Source organism: Kribbella sp. NPDC000426, from assembly GCF_040300265.1.
Taxonomy (GTDB): Bacteria; Actinomycetota; Actinomycetes; order Propionibacteriales; family Kribbellaceae; genus Kribbella.
The window spans coordinates 612,333-631,865 of sequence record NZ_JBEPDK010000003.1 but is presented as its reverse complement, the minus strand read 5'-3'; the positions used below and the strand labels follow the sequence as shown (position 1 = coordinate 631,865).

The window sequence follows — 19,533 nt, the reverse complement described above, 5'->3', positions numbered from 1 at the left end:
CCCATGACGACCGATGCCGTGAAGGCCGCGCTGAGCCGCCAGGAGATCGAGCTCCCCTCGTGGGCGTTCGGCAACTCCGGCACCCGGTTCAAGGTGTTCGCCCAGCCCGGCGTACCCCGCTCGCCGGAGGAGAAGATCGCCGACGCGGCCGTCGTCCACTCCTACACCGGGGTCGCGCCGAGCGTCGCGCTGCACATCCCCTGGGACAAGGTCGACGACTACGCCGCGCTGGCGGCGTACGCGAAGGAGCAGGGCGTCCGGCTCGGGGCGATCAACAGCAACGTCTTCCAGGACGACGACTACAAGCTCGGCAGCGTCACGAACCCCGACCCCGCGGTCCGCCGCAAGGCCACCGACCACCTGCTCGAATGCGTCGACATCATGGACGCGACCGGCTCCCGGGACCTGAAGCTGTGGTTCTCCGACGGCACGAACTATCCGGGCCAGGACGACATCCAGGACCGGCAGGACCGGCTCGCGACCGCGCTGAAGGAGGTGTACGACCGGCTCGGCGACGACCAGCGGATGCTGCTGGAATACAAGCTGTTCGAGCCGGCCTTCTACACCACCGACGTGCCGGACTGGGGTACGTCGTACGCGCACTGTCTCGAGCTGGGGCCGAAGGCAACGGTCTGTATCGACACCGGGCACCACGCGCCGGGCACGAACATCGAGTTCATCGTCGCGTTCCTGCTGCGGACCAAGAAACTCGGCGCGTTCGACTTCAACAGCCGGTTCTACGCCGACGACGACCTGATGGTCGGGGCGGCCGACCCGTTCCAGCTGTTCCGGATCATGAACGAGATCGTCCGCGGCGACGCGCTCGACCCGGACCGCGGGATCGCGTTCATGCTCGACCAGTGCCACAACATCGAGGAGAAGATCCCCGCGATCATCCGCTCGGTGATGAACGTCCAGGAGGCGACCGCGAAGGCGCTGCTGGTCGACCGCGACGTACTGCGCGCGGCCCAGGCCTCGGGTGACGTGCTGGGCGCGAATGCGGCGCTGATGGACGCCTACAACACCGACGTCCGTCCGCTGCTCGCGGAACTGCGCGAGTCGCAGGGACTGGACGCCGACCCGGTCGCGGCGTACAAGCGCAGCGGCTACTTCGAGCAGATCACCAAGGATCGCGTGGGCGGTCAGCAAGCCGGATGGGGAGCATGAGTGTGAGTGACACCGCAGCCGAGCTCGTTGCGCGTAGCAACCGACTGGGTGCCGATCCGCGGAACACCAACTACGCCGGCGGCAACACGTCGGCGAAGGGTACGGCGACCGATCCGGTCACGCAGAACCCCGTGGATCTGTTGTGGGTCAAGGGATCCGGCGGCGACCTCGGCACGCTGACCTCGGCCGGGCTGGCCGTACTGCGGCTCGACCGCCTGAGCGCGCTCGTCGATGCCTATCCGGGTGTCGACCGCGAGGACGAGATGGTCGCCGCGTTCGACTACTGCCTGCACGGGAAGGGCGGCGCGGCGCCGTCGATCGACACCGCGATGCACGGGCTGGTCGACGCCCCTCATGTCGACCACCTGCACCCCGACTCCGGGATCGCGCTGGCGACCGCGGCGGACGGTGAGAAGTTGACGGCGGAGTGCTTCGGCGACCGGGTGGTCTGGGTGCCGTGGCGGCGGCCCGGGTTCCAGCTCGGTCTGGACATCGCCGCGGTCAAGCGCGAGAACCCTGCGGCCATCGGCTGCGTGCTCGGCGGTCACGGCATCACCGCGTGGGGCAACACGTCCGAGGAGTGCGAGGCGAACTCGCTGGAGATCATCCGTACGGCGGAACAGTTCCTCGCCGACAACGGCAAGGCGGAGCCGTTCGGCGCGGTCGTCCAGGGTTTCGAGGCGCTGCCGGCCGATGAACGCCGGGTGCGTGCGGCCGCGCTGGCCCCGGTGATTCGCGGGCTCGCGTCGACCGACAAGCCGCAGGTCGGACACTTCAACGACTCCGACGTCGTGCTCGAGTTCACTGCCCGGGAGAGGCTGGCCGAGCTGGCTGCCCTCGGCACCTCCTGCCCGGACCACTTCCTGCGGACCAAGGTGCGTCCGCTGGTACTGGATCTGCCGGCTTCCGCTTCTTTGGAGGACGCGGTCGCGCGCCTCAAGGAGCTGCATGCCGCCTACCGCGAGGACTACGCCGCCTACTACAACCGGCACGCCGAGTCTGACAGCCCGGCGATGCGGGGCGCCGATCCGGCGATCGTGCTCGTCCCCGGCGTCGGGATGTTCAGCTTCGGGAAGGACAAGCAGACCGCGCGGGTGGCCGGCGAGTTCTACGTGAACGCGATCAACGTGATGCGCGGCGCCGAGGCGGTGTCGACGTACGCGCCGATCGACGAGCGGGAGAAGTTCCGGATCGAGTACTGGGCGCTGGAGGAGGCCAAGCTGCAGCGGATGCCCAAGCCGAAGCCGCTCGCGACCCGGGTTGCGCTCGTGACCGGCGGCGGGTCGGGCATCGGGAAGGCGATCGCTACTCGACTCGCGGCCGAGGGCGCCTGCGTCGTCGTCGCGGACCTGGACCTGGCGGCTGCCGAGGCGGTCGCGAAGGAGCTCGGTTCGTCCGACGTGGCCGTTGCCGTGGGCGCCGATGTGTCGTCGGCGGAGGCGGTCGAGGCCGCGCTGCGGGACGCCGTACTGGCGTTCGGCGGGGTGGACCTGATCGTCAACAACGCCGGGCTTTCGATCTCGAAGTCGTTGCTGGAGACAACGGAACGGGATTGGGACCTGCAGCACGACGTGATGGCGAAGGGCTCGTTCCTGGTATCGCGGGCGGCCGCGAAGGTACTGATCGACCAGGGGATGGGCGGCGACATCATCTACATCTCCAGCAAGAACTCGGTCTTCGCCGGCCCGAACAACGTCGCGTACGGCGCGGCGAAGGCGGACCAGGCACACCAGGTCCGGCTGCTCGCGGCCGAGCTCGGCGAGTACGGGATCCGCGTCAACGGCGTGAACCCGGACGGCGTGGTCCGCGGGTCCGGGATCTTCGCCGGCGGTTGGGGCGCACAGCGGGCCGCGGTGTACGGCGTACCGGAGGCGGAGCTCGGTGCGTTCTATGCGCAGCGGACCCTGCTGAAGCGTGAGGTGCTGCCGGAGAACGTCGCGGCCGCGGTGTTCGCGCTGACCGGCGGCGACCTGACCCACACGACCGGTCTGCACGTGCCTGTCGACGCCGGCGTGGCAGCCGCCTTCCTGCGGTAGGCGCTGCCATGAAGCGGGTCGCGGCGGTGGATCTGGGTGCGTCGAGCGGTCGGGTGATGCTCGGCGAGGTCGGCGCGCACGTCCTCGAGCTGCGCGAGGTGCACCGGTTCTGGAACGGCCCGGTGCGCGTCCACGGGCGGCTGCACTGGGACATCCTGCACCTGTATCGGTCGACGCTGGACGGGTTGCTGGCGGCCGGCGCCCTCGACGGAATCGGGATCGACTCGTGGGCGGTCGACTACGGCCTCCTCGACGCCGACGGCCAGCTGCTGCACAACCCCGTCCACTACCGCGATTCCCGCACCGACGGCGTGATGGAGCGTGTGCTGGAGAAGGTGCCGGCCGCGGATCTGTACGTCGCGACAGGTCTGCAGCAACTGCCGTTCAACACGATCTACCAGCTGGCCGCGGAGCCGCTCGAGGGTGCGACCAGTCTGCTGATGATTCCTGATCTGCTTGCGTACTGGCTGACTGGCGAGATCGGGGTGGAGCGGACGAACGCTTCGACCACGCAGCTGTTCGACGTGCGCTCGCGGGAGTGGAGCGAGGAGCTGATCTCGCGGGTGGGTCTTCCACGCCGGGTATTTCCGGAGCTGCGGGAGCCGGGTGATGTGATCGGGACTGTGCTGCCGGACGAGACCGGGTTGGCGCCGGGGATCCCGCTGATTGCGGTCGGGTCGCACGATACGGCTTCGTCTGTGGTTGCTGTGCCTGCTGCGGATGAACGGTTCGCCTACATCTCGTCCGGGACCTGGTCGCTCGTCGGGCTCGAGTTGGACGCGCCGGTGCTGACCGATGAAGCGCGCGAGGCCAACTTCACCAACGAGGGCGGCGTCGACGGGCGGATCCGGTTCCTGCGCAACGTCATGGGCCTGTGGATCCTCCAGGAATGCCAGCGGGTCTGGGGCGACGACGACCTGGACGGGCTCCTGCGAGCCGCTGCCGCCGCCCCGTCGTTCGCGACGCTCGTCGATCCGGACGCACCCGAATTCCTTGCCCCGGGCAACATGCCGGCGAGGATCGAGGAGCATTGTCGCGCGACCGGGCAGGAGCCGCCGCGGTCGCGAGGTGCGATGGTGCGCTGCATTCTGGAGAGCCTCGCGCTGGCGTATCGGCGTACCTTGCGTGCGGCGCAGTCGATCGCCGGCCGCGAGGTCGACGTACTGCATGTCATCGGGGGCGGCTCCCAGAACGAACTGCTGTGCCAACTGACCGCCGACGCGTGCGGGCTGCCGGTCCTGGCCGGGCCGGTCGAGGCGTCCGCGCTCGGCAACGTACTCGTCCAAGCTCGCGCTCTCGGCGAGCCCCTGCCGGACCTGGCCGCCATGCGCGCGCTGGTCCGCTCCACCCATCGCCTGCGGACCTACACCCCGCAGGGCAAACCGGCCGACTGGGACGCCGCCGAGTCCCGGATGTTCGGAACCAGGTGATCTGTATGACCGTTCTCCCCCAAGAACTTCGACCGCTCGCGCGACGGGTGCCGCCGCGCGAGATCAGCCATGACGATCTCCAACTCCTCCGTCTGCTCGCCACCGGACTGCCGGTCGATGCGGTCGCCCGCCGGCTCGAACTCTCCGAGCGCACGGTCCGCCGCCGTACCCGGCTGATCTGCGACCGCCTCGGCTTCAGCACCGCGATCGAGGCGATCGTCTGGGCGGCCCGCCGCGGCCTGGTCTGACGTACGCCGTTAACCCGCGCCCGGCCCGGGTACCGGGGGTTCTGATCATCGAGCCGAGGAGGAGCGATGAACGGAACAACCATCATCTGGATCGTCGTCGCAGCCGCCGCGCTGGTGATCGTGGCGGCCCTACTCGCCGGCGCCCAGTCGAAAACCCCCAAACCCCGGGCCGAGGCGCGCCCACCGTCCCCCGACCGCAGCGACCACCACCAACGCCCCAACCCAACCCAAAACCTATGGCCCGAAAACGACGACCCACCGCCCAACCCACGCCAGTCCAAACACACCAAGCACTAGCGGGCTGATCTTCCTGCCGTCGCCTTTGTCTCTGGTCAGATCAGGTATCTGAATTCGGGGGAGTTGGGGTTGATGCGTTCGATGTCGAGGGGGGCGGCTTCCATTCGGGTGAGGAGGCCGGGGAGGTCGGCTCGGTTGCTGATCTCGAGGCCTACGAGGGCTACGCCGGTTTCGCGGTTGTTGCGTTTGACGTACTCGAAGAGGGTGATGTCGTCGTCCGGGCCGAGGGCGCCGTCGAGGAAGGTGCGCAGGGCACCGGGCTCCTGCGGGAACGTCACCAGGAAGTAGTGCTTCAGCCCCTCGTACACCAACGAGCGCTCGAGAATCTCGCCGTACCGGCTGACGTCGTTGTTGCCGCCGGACAGCAGGCACACGACGGTCTCGCCGGGCCGTACGTCGAGACCGTTGCCCAGGGCACTTGTCGACAAAGCGCCCGCGGGCTCCGCGATCAACCCGTCGGTCTGGTACAGCTCGAGCATCTCCGAGCACGCCAGTCCCTCGGGCACGGACATCAGCTCCACACCGGCCTGCTGCACCAGCGGCAGGGTCACCTCACCCACCCGCCGTACGGCGGCGCCGTCGACGAAGCTGTCGAGGTGCGGCAATGTCACCGGCTCGCCGGCCTCCAACGCCGCCGCCATACTCGCCGCGCCACCCGGCTCGACCCCGACGATCCGCACGCCAGGATGTCGTGAGGCGATCCACGTTGCAACCCCTGCAACGAGACCGCCGCCGCCGACCGGAACCACGAGTACGTCGGGCGCGTGGCCGAGCTGGTCGACGAGCTCGACGGCCACGGTCCCCTGTCCTGCAACGGTTCGCGGATCGTCGAAGGCAGGCACCATCGTTGCCCCGGTCGCGCGGCCTTCGGCAAGAGCCGCCGCCGCGGCGTCGTCGTACGTGTCGCCGGTGACGATCACCTGGATCTGCTTGCCGCCGAGGGCCGCGATCCGGTCCCGCTTCTGCCGTGGCGTCGTGCGCGGGACGAACACCTTGCCCTGGACACCGAGGATGTGGCACGAATACGCCAACCCCTGACCATGGTTGCCTGCGCTCGCACAGACCACACCGGCCGCCTTCGCGGTGTCGTCGAGCTGGGCGATCAGGTTGTACGCGCCGCGCAGCTTGTAGGAACGGCCGATCTGCAGGTCCTCCCGCTTCAGCCAGACCTGCGCGCCGGTGCGCTCCGACAGGCGGAGGTTGCGTTGCAACGGTGTGCGTACGGCGACACCGTCCAAACGGTCGACCGCCGCCTCGATCGCGGCCGCGTCAACGGCGCTCGATCGAGCGACTGAACTACTGCCCTGCATGACGTTCCTTCCCGTGCATCTGCACGATCTTCCCCGATTCGCTCGCTGCACAAGACGATCCGCGTCCACAGTCCGGACCGGCGGATACCCATTGCGCATCAGACTCTTGCACCATGCGTGAAAGAGCCTTTCACTGGGCAGTCTAGTTTTCATACGCTCACTCGGTGTAACGACCAGGTCCCTGGAACAGATGAGCCGAGTAAAGCCGGTCAGTGAGGACTGGAGGGCAAGAATGGAACTGATTCCGTTCAGTCTGTGGGGAGACGCCCTGTGGTGTGGTCAGGAGGTCGTGCGGGAGGCTCCGCACGAGCAGGCGATCCGTAGCCTGTTCCCCGACCCCATCCCAGCGCGTGGCGCAGATCTGGACACCGAGGCGGACCTCGTCCCGGAACCGCACAACCGTTTCGACCCGCGGTCGATCGCCGTCCGGGTGCAGGGCAAGGTTGTCGGCTATCTGCCGAGGGACGACGCGCACCGGTACCACCCGGTGCTGTCAGAACTGGTGGCCCAAGGCCTGCAACCGCAGGTCCCGTGTCACCTGTGGGTCAGTGAGTGGGAGCCGGCGGACTGGGACGGCAAGGGCGTCCAGGGCACCGAGTTCCACGCCAGTGTCGCGGTCGCCCTCGGGCAGCCGCACATGCTCGTGCCGGTGAACCTGCCCCCACCGGGCAGTTTCCACCTGCTACCGCCCGGCAGCGGCATCGTCGTACCGGGCAGCGAGGTGCATCCCGACGTACTGGCGCCGTTCTTCCGGGCGGAAGGCGAGTGCTGGGTGTACGCCACCATGCATGCGGTCGAGGAGGAGGACGGTATCCAGGACCGGCACCGGATCGTGGTCGAGATCCGGCTCGACGACGAACCCGTCGGCCGGCTCAGTCCACGGCTGAGCGCCGAGTTCCTGCCCGCGATCCACTACCTCGCCGACATGCGAGCCGAGACCGCCGCACGTGTCGCCGTCCGCGGCGATCGCACCGCATCGGAGGTGATTCTCTACGCGGCGCGGAGTCATGACCTCCCGGCCACCTGGCCGGACGGGCTGGCCCGCTCCCCAGTCGCTTCCCCGCAATGGCACTACTGGGCAACCAAGGAAGCCAACTAGGCGGCTGCGCAGTACTGACCATGCCTCACCAGGCCGGTACTGCGGAGCTACTTGAACAACTGCAGGTTGTCGCCGCACCAGGCCGCGAACGTTCGTGGTTCGCGCCTGGTGAGGCGGCGTACGGCGTCCGTGCGGAGGCCGACCGTGTCGGCACGCATGAGCTGCAGCCCCTCGACGATCGCGGCTGCCAGGTCCGGCGGTGCGCCGTCGGGGTAGCGGAAGCGGACGGCCTCTTCCGGGGTCTCGATCGGGCGTACGTCGAGCCTGCGGCCGATCGCGTCGCCGAGGATCGCGACCTGCTCGGCGAGCGTGAACGCCTCCGGCCCGGTCAGCGTGTACTCCTGCTTCTCGTGCCCGTCCGCGGTGAGAACGGTCGCCGCGACGGCCGCGATGTCCGCCGGATCGATCGGTGCGGACCGGCCCGGGCCGATCGGGTCGAGCACGTAGCCGCCGGCGCGGATCGTCGGCAGCCAGTCGACCGCGTTCGTCATGAAGCCGGTCGGCCGGAGGAACGTTGCCGGGATCCCCGAGTTGCGGATGAGCTGCTCGCGCTCGTGATGCCAGCGCCCCATCGCCGGGACCGGCTCGCCGAGCACGGCGTACGACGAGACGTAGACGAGCTGCCGTACGCCGGCCTCGCGGGCGGCGGCGACGACATTGACGGTGTGGTCGAGGCCGGTGCCCGGGACGAGCAGGAACACCTTGTCGACGCCGCGCAGATCGAGCGGTCCGTCCAGGTCGCCGAGCTGTTGCTCCGCAGGCAGCTCCGGACGCGCGCTGCGGACCAGGGCGCGGAAGTCGGCGCCGCGGGTGTTGAGCTCGTCGACGAGGCGACGGCCGATGTGCCCGGTGGCGCCGGTGATGAGTAGCATGGCAGACTCCTTTACCGGTTAACGATTTCTCGAAAACGTTAACCGGTAAACGATCTGATCGTCAAGGAGTGCGTCGATGCCCGAGTTCCTCGAGTTGCACAGCAAGACGTCCAAGCTGCTGCGCGCCGCGGCGGACGCCGCCGTACAACGGCACGGGCTGCGGCTCGGGCAGGATCATCTGCTCGCGGCGTTGTGGGCCGAGGACGGACGTACGCCGGGCGAGATCGCCGCCGCCGTCAACGTCACCACCCCCGCCGTCACCAAACTCGCCACCCGTCTCGCGGAGGCGGGCCTGCTCGAGCGGCGCCCCGATGCACACGACAACCGCCTCGTCCGGCTCTGGCTGACGCCGGCCGGCCGAGCCTTGCAGAAGCCGATCGAGGCCGAACGCCAAGCGCTCGAGGACCGGATCACCGCGACCCTCACGAAGACCGAACGCGCCCAGCTCATCAAGGTCCTGACGAAGATCCAGCAGGAGCTGTTGTCCGACCTCGCCTGAGCCCGGCCGCGTAGGCTGGGGACATGGCGAATGCACCGGAGTGCCCGGTTTGCGGGCAAAGAGGAGTGCCGATCCTGTACGGCCTCCCGACCCGCGTCGCCCGCGAAGCGGCAGCCGCGGGCAAGGTCCGCCTGTTCGGCTGCGTCGTACCCGCCGATCCGGATCAGTGGATCTGCCCGCAGTCACACACGTGGCAGGCCGATGACGACGACGTTCTCATCGCCGCCATCGACGCTGCCATGCAGGACGCTAGGCGCTAGCCGGCTTGATGTTCTGGTTCAGGTGGAACAGGTTCGTCGGGTCGTAGGTGTTCTTGACGCTCACCAACCGTTGGTAGGTCGCCGCCGGGTATGACGCCCGGACGATGTCCTCGTTGGTCTCGCCGGTGAAGTTCACGTACGACGCCGCGCTCGGGTCCAGCGAGCTCCCGGCTGAGCGAGCCCAGTCGACGGCCGCGTCGTACCCGGCCGCATCCTCGCTCCGGGCGACGACGTTGAGGATGTACTCGCGGTCGCGGGTGCCGAACGCCGTCGCGTTGGACGGAACCCGGCCCATCGCACCCCCGAGGTGGTGGACGTGGAGCTCCGACAGACCGTTCGGTACTGCGGCGTGCGCGGCGACCAGCGCGTCGACGGTCGTCGGACCGAGGTCGGCGAAGAACGCCGAACGGAAGTAGTTCCGCAGGCCCCGCGGGAACAGCGGATCGAGCAGCGTCTGCATCGCGTTGTACGGCATCGGCCCGAACAGGTCCGCGACGACCGGCGCGAGTTCGCGGAACGGCCGGGTCGCGGCGTCGCCCGCCTCCGGCTGCCCGGACCACATCCCCAGTACGGCGACGATCGGCTTGCCGTGGACCTCTTCCGGCAGGAACGGCAACGGCGGCGCGGTCGTCAGGTTGATCGCCAGGGACAGGTCGTCCGGGGCGCCCGCGGCCGCAGTACCGAAGCCACGCAGTACGTCGGCAGCCCGATCGCCCGGGTAGAAGACGAGGCCCGCGAAGACTGTCGGACCGACCTCGTACGCCTTGAACTCGAACGACGTGACGACACCGAAGTTGCCGCCGCCGCCCCGCAATGCCCACAGCAGTTCGGGGTTCTCGGTCTCACTCGTGTGCAGGTACCGGCCGTCCGCGGTGACGACGTCGGCGCCGACGAGGTTGTCGCAGGCCAGGCCGGCCTTGCGGACGAGCCAGCCGATCCCGCCGCCGAGCGTGAAGCCGGCGACACCGGTCGACGACACCAGACCGCCGGTGACGGCCAGCCCGAAGGCCTGCGCCTCGGCGTCGACGTCTCCCCACGTGCACCCGCCCTGCGCCACGATCCGGCGTCGGTCGGGATCGATCCGGACCGAGTTCATCGGCGCGAGATCGATGACGATGCCGCCGTCGGTGGTCGAGAACCCGGGGATGCTGTGACCGCCGCCCCGGACGGCCAACGTCAACCCCTCGCTCCGGGCGAACTCCACGGCCCGGATGACGTCGGCCACCCCCTTGCACCGGACGATCAGCGCCGGTTTCTTGTCATGCGCGGCGTTCCAGATCGACCGCGCATCGTCGTACGACGGGTCGGACGGGCGGATCAGCTCGCCACGAAGTCCCTCGGCGAGTTCACCGAGTGTGGCCTCCCCGAGGCTGTCCTGCCGCGCTTGCGTCGTTGTCATTTCCACTCCTGATTCGTTCCCCATGCCGGGACGTTTCCCGGCCTGCCAACGACATTAGGAAGGACTGCTTCGCAATCGCTTAGCGTGACTTAGCGTCCGATGAGCAGGGCGGCGCGCGGCGTACCGATGCGGCAGTCGAGGCGGGTGAAGACCTCCAACGCTGCCGAGGCGTGCCGTTCCACTACCTCAGTGTCACCGTCCGCGACGGCGAGCTCCGCCGCGAGCAGCCGCGTCCAGGCTTCGAGCCGCAGATAGCCCTGCGGGTGAAAGGCTTCGACCGCCTGCTCGGTCAGGATCCGTGCCGTACGGCGCTCGCCGGCGTACAGCTCGACGACTGCCAGGTTCAGCAGAGCGCCGCCCGCTGCGGGTGCATCGTCGACCGCCTCGCCTCGATCGAGGGCTGCCCGGGTGAGCCGTCGTCCGGTCCCGGGATCGCCGGCCGCCGCGGCGAGCAGACCTAGATTGGCCAGCGTCAGGCTCTCCCCGCGGCGATCGCCCAGCTGCTCGCGGATCCGGAGCGCCTCGCGCAGGTGCTTCTCGGCCGGACCGAACAGTCCTTGGTCACGTTCGATGCAACCGAGGTGGTTGAGGGCGTGGCCGAGCCCGGACGCGTCGTCGATGGCGGTGAAGGTCTCGACGGACCGCCGTACGGCGTCGTGTGCGGCGTCGAGGTTTCTCGTGAGGCGGTGAGCGTCGGCCAGGCCCGACAGCGCGTAGCCGGTGCCTTGGACGGCGCCGACCCGTCGGCCGATCAGGAAGGTCTCCTCGAACACCGGGATCCACGAGTCGTGGATCGGCGCGAGCGGCAGGCACATCGTGACCGCCGGGAAGAACCGGGTCGTGTTCGGATCGATCTGCCCGAGCCGGCGCAGGCATTCTTCGAAACGCTCCTGCGCGAGTCCGGCGTTCTCGCGGAAGAGGGCGGTCATCGCGCCGAGGCTCTGGGCGGCCGCGGCGAGGGGGTCGGCTCCGAGAGAGTCGGCCGCCGCGAGCGAGTCTTCCGCAGTCTGTTCGATCTCGTCGAGATCACCGCTCCCGAGCAGCAGCGTGCCGCGCAGTACCCGGGTGGTCACGAGGTCGACCTGGTCTCCGGACTGATAGGAGACGGCGACCGCCTCGTCGCCGAGCCGTGGGAGCCGGTCGGCCAGCCCGCTCCGGGCGAGCAGGATCGCCAGCGCGAAGATGGCCCGCGCTCGCTCGCGGGACGGTTCGACCGCGACGTCGAGAACGCGTTCGAGCCAGCCGGCGCCTTCAGAGAAGTGACCGCGCGCCAGCCAGTACGGCGACAGGCTGAGCCCGAGCAGCAGGGCCCGCTCGTGATCGTGGCGGAGCGCCCAGTTGAGCGCGGCGCGGAGGTTGTCGTGGTCGGCGTCGAGCAACTGGGGACGCTCGACGACGACGCCGGCCCGCTCGGGATCCTCGTCGGCGGCGAGTTCCAGGAAGTGCCTGCAGTGCGCGGCGTCCATCGGTGCGGCCTCGTGCGCCGCGGCCAGACGCTCGCGCGCGAACTGGCGAATGGTCTCCAAGAGTCTGTAGCGAGAACGCTGCCCGTCGTGGTCGACCAGCAGCAGGGACTTGTCGACGAGGCGGCCGAGGATGTCCAGAACGTCCGAGCTGGGCAGCCGTTCGTCGGCGCACACCTGCTCGGCGGAACGGAGCGAGAAACTGCCGGAGAAGACCGCGAGCCGGCGCAGCAGCACCTGCTCGTCGTCGGACAGCAAGGCGTGGCTCCACTCGAGGGTCGCGCGCAGCGTCGCGTGGCGGGTGACCTCGCCGGGACGGCCGAGCAACGAAAGCGCCTCGCCCAGACGCGCGGCGATCTCTGCGGCCTCCAGGTGCGAGGCGCGGGCGGCGGCCAGTTCGAGGGCGAGCGGGATGCCGTCCAGGCAGCGACAGATCTCTACGACGGCGGATGCGTTGGTCGCGTCGAGGACGAAGCCGGGGCGCACGTCCTGGGCTCGGTCGACGAACAGTCTGACCGACGACAGCGTTTGCAGGCGGTCAAGTGAATCCGTTGGCTCGGGAAGCTCGAGAGAGGGCACGCGGAAGGTGACCTCGCCCGGCGCGTGCAGGGGTTCGCGGCTGGTCGCGAGCAGGCTGACGCCGGGGCAGCTTCGTCGTACGGCGCTTGCCAGGCCGGCGCAGGCGGCGAGGAGATGTTCGCAGTTGTCGAGCACCAGCAGGAGATTGCGGGGCGCGAGGCGGGTGATCAGGGTGCGGGTCGAGTCCGAGCCGGCTGCCGGGTCGAGGCCTAGCGCGGCTGCGACGCTGTCGGCGACGAGGTGCGGATCGGCCACCGGTACGAGGTCGGCGATCCAGACGCCGTCGGCGTACGAGTCGACCAGCCGTCGCGCAGCCTCCTCGGCCAAGCGGGTCTTGCCGGCGCCGCCGACGCCGGTGAGGGTGACCAGGCGGCCCTGTTCCATCAGGCGATGGACGTCGGCGATCTCGCGCTCCCGGCCGACGAAACTGGTCAACGCGGGCGCGAGGTTGTGCCGCGGTTGCTTGTCGGCGGTGACCGTGCCGGTGAGCAGTTCTTGGTACAGGCGCTGGGTATCGGGGTCGGGATCGGTGCCGTACGCCGTACGCAGGTCGGTTCGCAGACGTTCGTACTGCGCCAGCGCTTCCGACGAACGGCCCGTTGCCGCGAGCCGTCGCATCAGGCTTCGGACGCCGTGCTCGTGCAGCGGATCGATGGCGAGTGCGCGCGTCAGGGCGTCGAGCGCCTCGGCCTCATGTCCATCCGCTGCCGCCGCGTCCGCGAAGTCGACGAGAAGGTTGCCGAAGGTCGCGCGGAGTTCCTCACGCGGCCGGACAGCCCAGTCCTCGAACCTGTCCTCGGGCAGCAGATCGCCTGTGTACGCACCTACTGCGGCGCGCAGGTCGGCCAGGTCACCGCTGGTCCGGCCCACAGCCGCCAGCCGCTCGAACGTCCGTACGTCGACCTCGACGAGGCCGTCCGCGAGCAGCACCACGAAGTCGTCGCGCAACTCCAGCAGACCGTTGCTCGGCTCGTCACCCGCGAGCGCCCGCCGTCCGACGTGCAGCGCCTGGTGGAGGTTGTTGACCGCCGACGTCGACGACCGGTCCGGCCAGAGCGCCTCGAGCAGTACGTCGCGATGCAGCCGCTGGTCGCGCGTCAACGCGAGCAGCTTGACCAGCGTCCGCGCCTTCCGCAGCCGCCACACCGTCGGATCGACGGATCGCCCCCCGCGATCGACAGCGAAACCACCGAGCAGTTGGATCCGCACCTTCAGCCTCCCCCACCGATCGTAGGCCCCACCTTCGGCGAGGATGGGCGGATGAGCCAGCGGTGGAACCACAACATCCACTACCACCCGCGCATCCTGCGCGCCGTCCCGCCCGGCGCCTCGTCCGCGCTCGACATCGGCTGCGGCGAGGGCATGCTGGCCCGCGAGCTGCGCCGCGTCGTACCGGCCGTCACCGGCATCGACCTCGATACGCCGAGCCTGGAGCTGGCGCGGGGGTACGGCGACGACATCTCCTACGTCTGCGGCGACTTCCTGGAGTACCCGCTCGAACCGGCGTACGACGTCGTCGCGTCGGTCGCCACCTTGCACCACGTCGACGCCCGGGCAGGCCTGCTGCGCATGCGCTCGCTGGTGCGTCCGGGCGGGGTGCTGGCCGTCGTCGGTCTGGCCCGCGAGTCGATGCCGCGCGACCTGCCTCTCGCTCTCGCCGCTGCCGCCGTGGGTACCGCCCACCGCGTCGTGAAAGGCAAGTGGGACCACCCCTCACCCATCGTGTGGCCGCCGCCCGTCACCTACCCCGACATGCAGGCCCTGGCCGCCGAACTCCTCCCCGGCTCGACCTACCGCCGCCACCTCCTCTACCGCTACTCAATCCTCTGGAGCCGCCCCAGTGCCTGAGATCGTCACCCCCGACACAGCCCTCCTCACCCGCGCCGTCCACACCTTCCTGAACCGCGACGCCGACCGTTAACTACTGGTTCCTGTTGTAGGTCGCTGCCTAGCATCTGGTTGTGGAGAAGAAGGTTGGTGGGGGCTGGCTGCCTTTGGACATCACCGGGGATGCGCGGTACTCCGAGGAGCGGGACCGGATCCGCGCACTGCTGCAGCCTCTGCGTGCCTACAACGGCGCGATGCTGTGGGACTTCGAGGCAGCGACGCTGACGATCCAGATGACGACCGAGGAAGCCCTCCAGCAGGCACGCCTTCTACTACTGGTCACCAGCCCCACCTGGCTGCGTGTCCTGTTCGTGCAGGTCCAGTACTCCGCCGAAGAGCTGCGCGAACTCTCCTCCCGGCTGCTCGAACACCAGCCGGCGTGGACCGGCACCTCAGGTCTCGGCGGTGGCGTCGACTACAGCGCCAACCGCGTCGGGCTGGTCCTCGACCGCAACCACCCAGACGCCGCGACCCTGATCCAGGCCGTCAACAACCTCAACGACCCGCGAATCAACCTCGAGCTCTACGGCTAGAGCTTGGCGCCGATAAGTTGGTAGATGTCGTCGTGGGCGCCCGGCAGGTCGTCGTGGCCGAAGTCGGGGTAGAGGCGGGTTTCCTTGACCGACGTGAGCTTGTTGTAGACGGCGAACTGGGTGGACGGCGGACACACCTGGTCCTCCAGCCCGACGAACAGCGTTACCTCGGCCTGGATCCGCGGAGCCAGGTTCTGTACGTCGATGTAGCCGAGCGTCGTGAACACCTCGTCCTGCCGCAGGTGCCTGGGGTCGCGCTTGCGGAACCACGTGACGATCTCGTCGTACGGGCCGGTCTCGAGGTTCAGGTCCCAGGTCCGCTGGTAGTCGCACAGGAACGGGAACACGCTGGCCGTGTACTTGATCGACGGCGTCAGCGCGGCTGCCACCAACGACAGCCCACCACCCTGGCTCCAACCGGTGGTGGCAATCCGCGTGGCATCCACCTCCGGCAGACCGCCGATCAGGTCGGCCAGCCGCCGCGTGTCCAGGAAGATGTGCTTGTACAGCAGCCCGTCCGGCCCGGCATCCAGCCCGTGCACCAGATGGTGCTGCAGGGAGAAGCTGTTGCCCTCCTGCGACGGAGTACGGAAGCCGACCTGCTCCCGCACGTCCAGCGCCGCGACCGTGAACCCCCGAGCCGCGTAGGGCAGGAGCTCCACCCACTTCGGCTGCTCACCGCCGTACCCGTGGAAGAGCAGCACCGCCGGCCCGGTCGGCTCGGCCGGCCGCAGTACTTTCGCGTGGACCCGGTACCCGCCGGTCCCGGTGAAGTACAGGTGCTGCGCGGTCGCCGTGGTCAGCGGGAAGTCGGTCGCGTCCACGAACTCCGCATCGGCAGGGACCTCTTCCAGGGACAACAGCGCCTTGTCCCAGAACTCGTCGAAGTCCGCAGGCCGCGGGTTCGTGCCCTGGTAGGTCAGTAGCTCGTCGTACGAGAACTCGAAGGAAAGCACCGGATCATTCTGCGCTGCCGGTGTCCTCCGGCACAGTCCCGTCCCAGATCGTGTACCCGTGGGCCGCGTTCAGTTTGTCGCGCAGCGTGGTCTCCAGAGAGGGGACCTGCTTCGGAGCGAGCCAGGACAGCGGCAGCAGGATCGGGTGGTCGGGCTGCTTGGTCCGCAGCACGATCGCCTCGCCGTGCGTGGTCTCCACCCGGCCGACCTCGGTGATGTCGGTCCACGGCGTCCGTACGCCGCGCACCTCGATATCGCTGTCCCGCAGCCGCGCGACCTTCGGCGGCCGGGCCAGGATCCACAGGCCGGCCAGCGTGATCACCCCGCCGAGCGTGACGAACACGGAGACGGCGACGGACGGCAGCCCCAGTGCCCACAGCACCGCGGCCACCCCGAGAATGATCAGCCCGGCGGCCAGGATCCCGAGGAACCGTCCCGACCGCATCCGGTACGTCGTACGCATCGACACAGGATCTCATCCGCCCCGGGTGACCACGTCAGAAGGATTCCGTCTCCGAGGACGACGCGTTGCCGAGCGGCGTCTTGGCCAGGCTGATCGTCCAGTTGTACGACCCGTCGAAGACGTCGTCGAACTTCTGGTACGAACAGTTCTCGGTGAACCGGTGGTTCCTCGCGTCCCAGTCCGTCCCGGACTTGAAGTAGACCCAGTAGTCCTGGCTGCGGATCCCGTTCAGCGTCGCGGTCTTGTCGGCCCGGACGTAGATCGAGGCCTGCGGCTGCCGCGGGTTGCTGCCGGCAATCACGATCACCACGTCGTCGCCGGCGTTCTTGATCTCGAGCGAGCCCGATCCGCGCGAACCGGACCGCTGGAACACGTCACCGTTCTCGCCCCGGCCCGCGATCACGGCCGGCTGGGCCAACTTCGGCGGCACCGACAGCGCGCCGTACTTCACACCCCTGCCGATCGACTTCTGCACGCTCTGCGCGAGCTCGGAGTACGCGAACCGCAGGCCGCTCTTCGCCTCGTACAGCCGGACCTCCAGCGACTTCGGGAACCCGCAGCCGGTCTTCGTCCCGCCGGCCCTGGTCAGCTCGGTGGCCACGTCCCCGGCGTACGCGTCGAAGGCATCGAGTACGGCGGGATGCGCGGTCGCCAGCCCTTTCGGCGGAGTGATCTTCGCCAGCTCGCCCCGCTCGAGGACGACTGCCTTCGCGAGGTAGGCCCGGGACGCGTCGAACGCGGCGACCGTCTGCGCGTTCATCACCCGGCCGATCGACGGCTTGAGCACCTTCTCGACATTCGTCAGCGCCCGCTGGTATATCGGCACCGAGAGCGCGACCGCACTCGGAGTGGGCTTGGGCGCCGCCGACGTGGGCGGTGCGCTGGTCTTCGTCGTACCGCCGGGGGCCGGCGCGGCGCCCTTGTCCGGCTCACTGCTGCAACCCGCACACGCCAGAACCGCAGCACTGACCGCAACCGCCAGCGAACGCCTCACAGTCACCCCCAGGTGTGACTCGATCTCGTTGAGTCGTAATGATTCCGCTGCGGGGGTTCAACCAACCGAATTTGTCTCAGTTTCCGGTCTGGCTCGGGTTGTAGGCGCAGGCGTCGTTCAGGTTCTGTGCGGCGCCGGGAGTGGCCGTCGTCTTCGACGGGGTCGGCTTCTTCGTCGATCCGGAGGTCGGCTTCTTGGTCGGCTTGGCCGTCGGCGTCGACGCGACCGGGTTGGTCTGCGCGTTCAGCGCCTTCTGGATGATCTCCTGCATCGCCGTGTAGTCCGGGTTCTTGCCGGTCGGGAAGTTCTTGTCCTTGTCCAGGTCGATGTTGGTGACCTTGGCGCTCTTCACCTTCAGCCCGAGCTGGATGAACGCCGGCAGGATCTCCTGCGGGATGTCGGTCCGCAGCAGCTGCTTCCCGGCCGAGGCGATCTGCTGGTACTTCGTCACCAGGGTCGCCGGGTTCACGCTGCTGACCAGCGCGTGGATCGTGCAGCGCTGCCGCTCCTGCCGCGACGGGTCGCTCAGGCCGTACCGGCCGCGGGCGAACCACAGGGCGTGGTAGCCGTCGAGCTTCTGGTTCGGACCCGGCTCGATGTACCCCGACGGCAGGTGGTGACCGTTCGTCCCCGGGCCTTCGCCGTAGTCGCCGCCGATCGGGACCCGGTAGTTCACGTTCACCGTGATACCGCCGAGCGCGTCGATGATCTGCCGGAAGCCGGCCAGGTTGACCTGCATGTAGTAGTCGATGTCCAGCCCGAGCGCCGCGCTGGCCGCGAGCTTCACCGCGTCCGCGCCCATGTTGTCGGTCTGGCCGAGCACCCCGGGGTGCTGCTTCGGGATGTTGTCGTACATCGAGTCCAAGTAGTAGTCCGGCTGCTCCACGTTCCCCTTGCTCGGGTCCCAGTAGCCGTCCGGGTAGATCTTGTGCAGCGGCGAGTCCTCCGGGAACGGCATCCGCATCCAGTTCCGGCTCAGCGAGATCAGCGCCGTGTTACCGGTCTTCGTGTCGATCGACGCCACGATCACGGTGTCGGTGCGGACACCGGTCCGGCCCACGCCGTCGTCGGCGCCGAGCAGCAACAGGTTCAGCCGCGGGGTCTTCGCCCACGGGTCGCTCGCGTTGGTCACCTTCGGCCGGGTCGCGCTCTTGGAGTTGCCCTCGGACTGGAACACGCTGCCGACCAGGTCGCGCTGCGCCATCACGGTCTGCGCGGCGACAGTCGTCGGTACGGCGATCCCGAAGCACAGCAACCCGACGAACATCGAGCCCGCCAGCCGGCTCGTGTAGGTCATGCTCACCGGGCGGAGCAGCTTGTGGGAGGCGACCACGACCCAGATCCACAGGACTCCGAGCAGCACGACGGCGCCGGTGGCGATCAGCAGCTGCCGCGGCGACACCGCGAGCGCGAGCACCGAGTCGCGCTGGGTGAGACCGACGTACGCCGCGATCAGCAGCAGGCCGACGCTGATCGTCAGCACGAACGCGCCGAGCTTCTTCCGGCCGCCCATCAACAGGCCGGAACCCGGCACCAGGGCGCTGAGCAGGGTGAGGCCGATCGCCTTCGAGGCCGTCCTGGCCCGGTGCGAACGGGCCCGGGACCGGCTGGCACGAGGCGCTGCCCTCCGACCGGCTGCGCGAGTACTCCGCGACATGGCTCCGTTCCCTGATCGACGACGTGGCGACCCTGCATCGGCCGCACGCAGCGGCCCACGGTACTTCAGACGCCTACCACACCCAGTTGGTTGACGCGTGATGCTGGCGACCCCCGTCGATGTCGCCACAGTACAGGGGCCGTGGGCTACTGCCCCAACGTGCCGCCCCGGCCACCGAGAGTGTCGACCCACCCGCTTTGCCGCCGGGCCGGTCGAGCAGATAGTCTTGGCCGTCGTCGTGTCCCCCGCGTGGGGATCGTCGGAGGAGGCGTCGCCTAGTCCGGTCGATGGCGCCCGCCTGCTAAGCGGGTTGAGGGTAATCCCCTCTCGCGGGTTCAAATCCCGCCGCCTCCGCTCTGGGAGCTCCCTGCCCGCTGGAAAGCG

18 protein-coding genes and 1 tRNA gene are annotated in these 19,533 nt (G+C 68.9%); 11 read left to right on the top strand and 8 right to left on the bottom strand.

Translation table 11 applies throughout. From position 1 onward, the window contains the following. Positions 1 to 3 precede the first annotated feature (3 nt). The 5 genes from rhaI (at position 4) to ABT313_RS16820 (ending at position 5,178) form a co-directional block, all read left to right on the top strand. Positions 4 to 1,167, top strand: a complete 1,164-nt coding sequence (rhaI, locus tag ABT313_RS16840; protein WP_350853803.1) for an L-rhamnose isomerase — start codon at positions 4 to 6, stop codon at positions 1,165 to 1,167. Continuing rightward, positions 1,164 to 3,203, top strand: coding sequence for a bifunctional aldolase/short-chain dehydrogenase (locus ABT313_RS16835; protein WP_350853800.1), 2,040 nt, complete (start codon positions 1,164 to 1,166; stop codon positions 3,201 to 3,203). The genes rhaI and ABT313_RS16835 overlap by 4 nt, the downstream gene beginning before the upstream one ends. An 8-nt stretch (positions 3,204 to 3,211) precedes the next feature. Next, the gene (locus tag ABT313_RS16830) at positions 3,212 to 4,633 is read left to right on the top strand and encodes a rhamnulokinase (RefSeq protein ID WP_350853797.1); all 1,422 of its coding nucleotides are present in this window, start codon (positions 3,212 to 3,214) and stop codon (positions 4,631 to 4,633) included. 5 nt (positions 4,634 to 4,638) lie between these two features. Continuing rightward, positions 4,639 to 4,881 carry a LuxR C-terminal-related transcriptional regulator gene (locus ABT313_RS16825; RefSeq protein WP_134121400.1) on the top strand — a complete coding sequence of 81 codons (243 nt, stop codon included), beginning with the start codon at positions 4,639 to 4,641 and terminating at the stop codon, positions 4,879 to 4,881. A 66-nt stretch (positions 4,882 to 4,947) separates the two neighbouring features. Further along, complete coding sequence (locus ABT313_RS16820) at positions 4,948 to 5,178, top strand: hypothetical protein (protein ID WP_350853793.1); 231 nt, start codon at positions 4,948 to 4,950, stop codon at positions 5,176 to 5,178. A 35-nt stretch (positions 5,179 to 5,213) separates the two neighbouring features. On the opposite strand, the gene ilvA is transcribed toward ABT313_RS16820, so the two are convergent. Further along, positions 5,214 to 6,488 (bottom strand): threonine ammonia-lyase IlvA, encoded by a 1,275-nt coding sequence (gene ilvA, locus ABT313_RS16815; RefSeq protein ID WP_350853790.1) that lies wholly within the window; start codon positions 6,486 to 6,488, stop codon positions 5,214 to 5,216. Between the two features lie 232 nt (positions 6,489 to 6,720). Between ilvA and ABT313_RS16810 the strand changes: the two genes are divergently transcribed. Beyond that, positions 6,721 to 7,587, top strand: a complete 867-nt coding sequence (locus tag ABT313_RS16810) for an HIRAN domain-containing protein (RefSeq protein WP_350853787.1) — start codon at positions 6,721 to 6,723, stop codon at positions 7,585 to 7,587. Between the two features lie 47 nt (positions 7,588 to 7,634). Here the strand turns inward: ABT313_RS16810 and ABT313_RS16805 are convergent, their stop codons facing one another. Beyond that, positions 7,635 to 8,459, bottom strand: a complete 825-nt coding sequence (locus ABT313_RS16805) for an NAD(P)H-binding protein (RefSeq protein WP_350853784.1) — start codon at positions 8,457 to 8,459, stop codon at positions 7,635 to 7,637. A gap of 76 nt (positions 8,460 to 8,535) precedes the next feature. Between ABT313_RS16805 and ABT313_RS16800 the strand changes: the two genes are divergently transcribed. After that, complete coding sequence (locus tag ABT313_RS16800; protein ID WP_350853781.1) at positions 8,536 to 8,958, top strand: MarR family winged helix-turn-helix transcriptional regulator; 423 nt, start codon at positions 8,536 to 8,538, stop codon at positions 8,956 to 8,958. A 23-nt stretch (positions 8,959 to 8,981) separates the two neighbouring features. Next, positions 8,982 to 9,218 carry a hypothetical protein gene (locus tag ABT313_RS16795; protein WP_350853778.1) on the top strand — a complete coding sequence of 79 codons (237 nt, stop codon included), beginning with the start codon at positions 8,982 to 8,984 and terminating at the stop codon, positions 9,216 to 9,218. Here ABT313_RS16795 and ABT313_RS16790 read toward each other — a convergent pair. Both ABT313_RS16790 and ABT313_RS16785 read right to left on the bottom strand, forming a co-directional pair. Further along, entirely contained in the window at positions 9,208 to 10,617 is a 1,410-nt protein-coding gene (locus tag ABT313_RS16790; protein WP_350853775.1) for an FAD-binding oxidoreductase, read from the bottom strand. The genes ABT313_RS16795 and ABT313_RS16790 overlap by 11 nt on opposite strands. A gap of 89 nt (positions 10,618 to 10,706) precedes the next feature. Continuing rightward, positions 10,707 to 13,868, bottom strand: a complete 3,162-nt coding sequence (locus ABT313_RS16785; RefSeq protein WP_350853772.1) for an ATP-binding protein — start codon at positions 13,866 to 13,868, stop codon at positions 10,707 to 10,709. Between the two features lie 51 nt (positions 13,869 to 13,919). Here ABT313_RS16785 and ABT313_RS16780 point away from each other — a divergent pair, with 51 nt between their 5' ends. Together ABT313_RS16780 and ABT313_RS16775 are read left to right on the top strand one after the other, a co-directional pair. After that, entirely contained in the window at positions 13,920 to 14,507 is a 588-nt protein-coding gene (locus tag ABT313_RS16780) for a class I SAM-dependent methyltransferase (RefSeq protein ID WP_350853769.1), read from the top strand. A gap of 113 nt (positions 14,508 to 14,620) precedes the next feature. Then, on the top strand, positions 14,621 to 15,079 hold the full coding sequence (locus tag ABT313_RS16775) for a hypothetical protein (RefSeq protein WP_350853766.1): 459 nt from the start codon (positions 14,621 to 14,623) through the stop codon (positions 15,077 to 15,079). Here the strand turns inward: ABT313_RS16775 and ABT313_RS16770 are convergent. The 4 genes from ABT313_RS16770 to ABT313_RS16755 form a co-directional block, all read right to left on the bottom strand. Then, positions 15,076 to 16,035: an acetylxylan esterase gene (locus ABT313_RS16770; protein ID WP_350853763.1), complete on the bottom strand. Its 960-nt coding sequence runs from the start codon at positions 16,033 to 16,035 to the stop codon at positions 15,076 to 15,078. The two genes, ABT313_RS16775 and ABT313_RS16770, sit on opposite strands and share 4 nt — an antisense overlap. A gap of 4 nt (positions 16,036 to 16,039) precedes the next feature. After that, complete coding sequence (locus ABT313_RS16765; protein ID WP_350853760.1) at positions 16,040 to 16,498, bottom strand: hypothetical protein; 459 nt, start codon at positions 16,496 to 16,498, stop codon at positions 16,040 to 16,042. Positions 16,499 to 16,532: 34 nt separating this feature from the next. Then, on the bottom strand, positions 16,533 to 17,492 hold the full coding sequence (locus ABT313_RS16760) for a hypothetical protein (protein ID WP_350853758.1): 960 nt from the start codon (positions 17,490 to 17,492) through the stop codon (positions 16,533 to 16,535). Between the two features lie 76 nt (positions 17,493 to 17,568). Further along, positions 17,569 to 19,149 (bottom strand): LCP family glycopolymer transferase, encoded by a 1,581-nt coding sequence (locus ABT313_RS16755; RefSeq protein ID WP_350853756.1) that lies wholly within the window; start codon positions 19,147 to 19,149, stop codon positions 17,569 to 17,571. A gap of 264 nt (positions 19,150 to 19,413) precedes the next feature. Between ABT313_RS16755 and ABT313_RS16750 the strand changes: the two genes are divergently transcribed. Then, positions 19,414 to 19,503, top strand: a tRNA-Ser gene (locus ABT313_RS16750). The last annotated feature ends 30 nt before the right edge of the window (positions 19,504 to 19,533 follow it).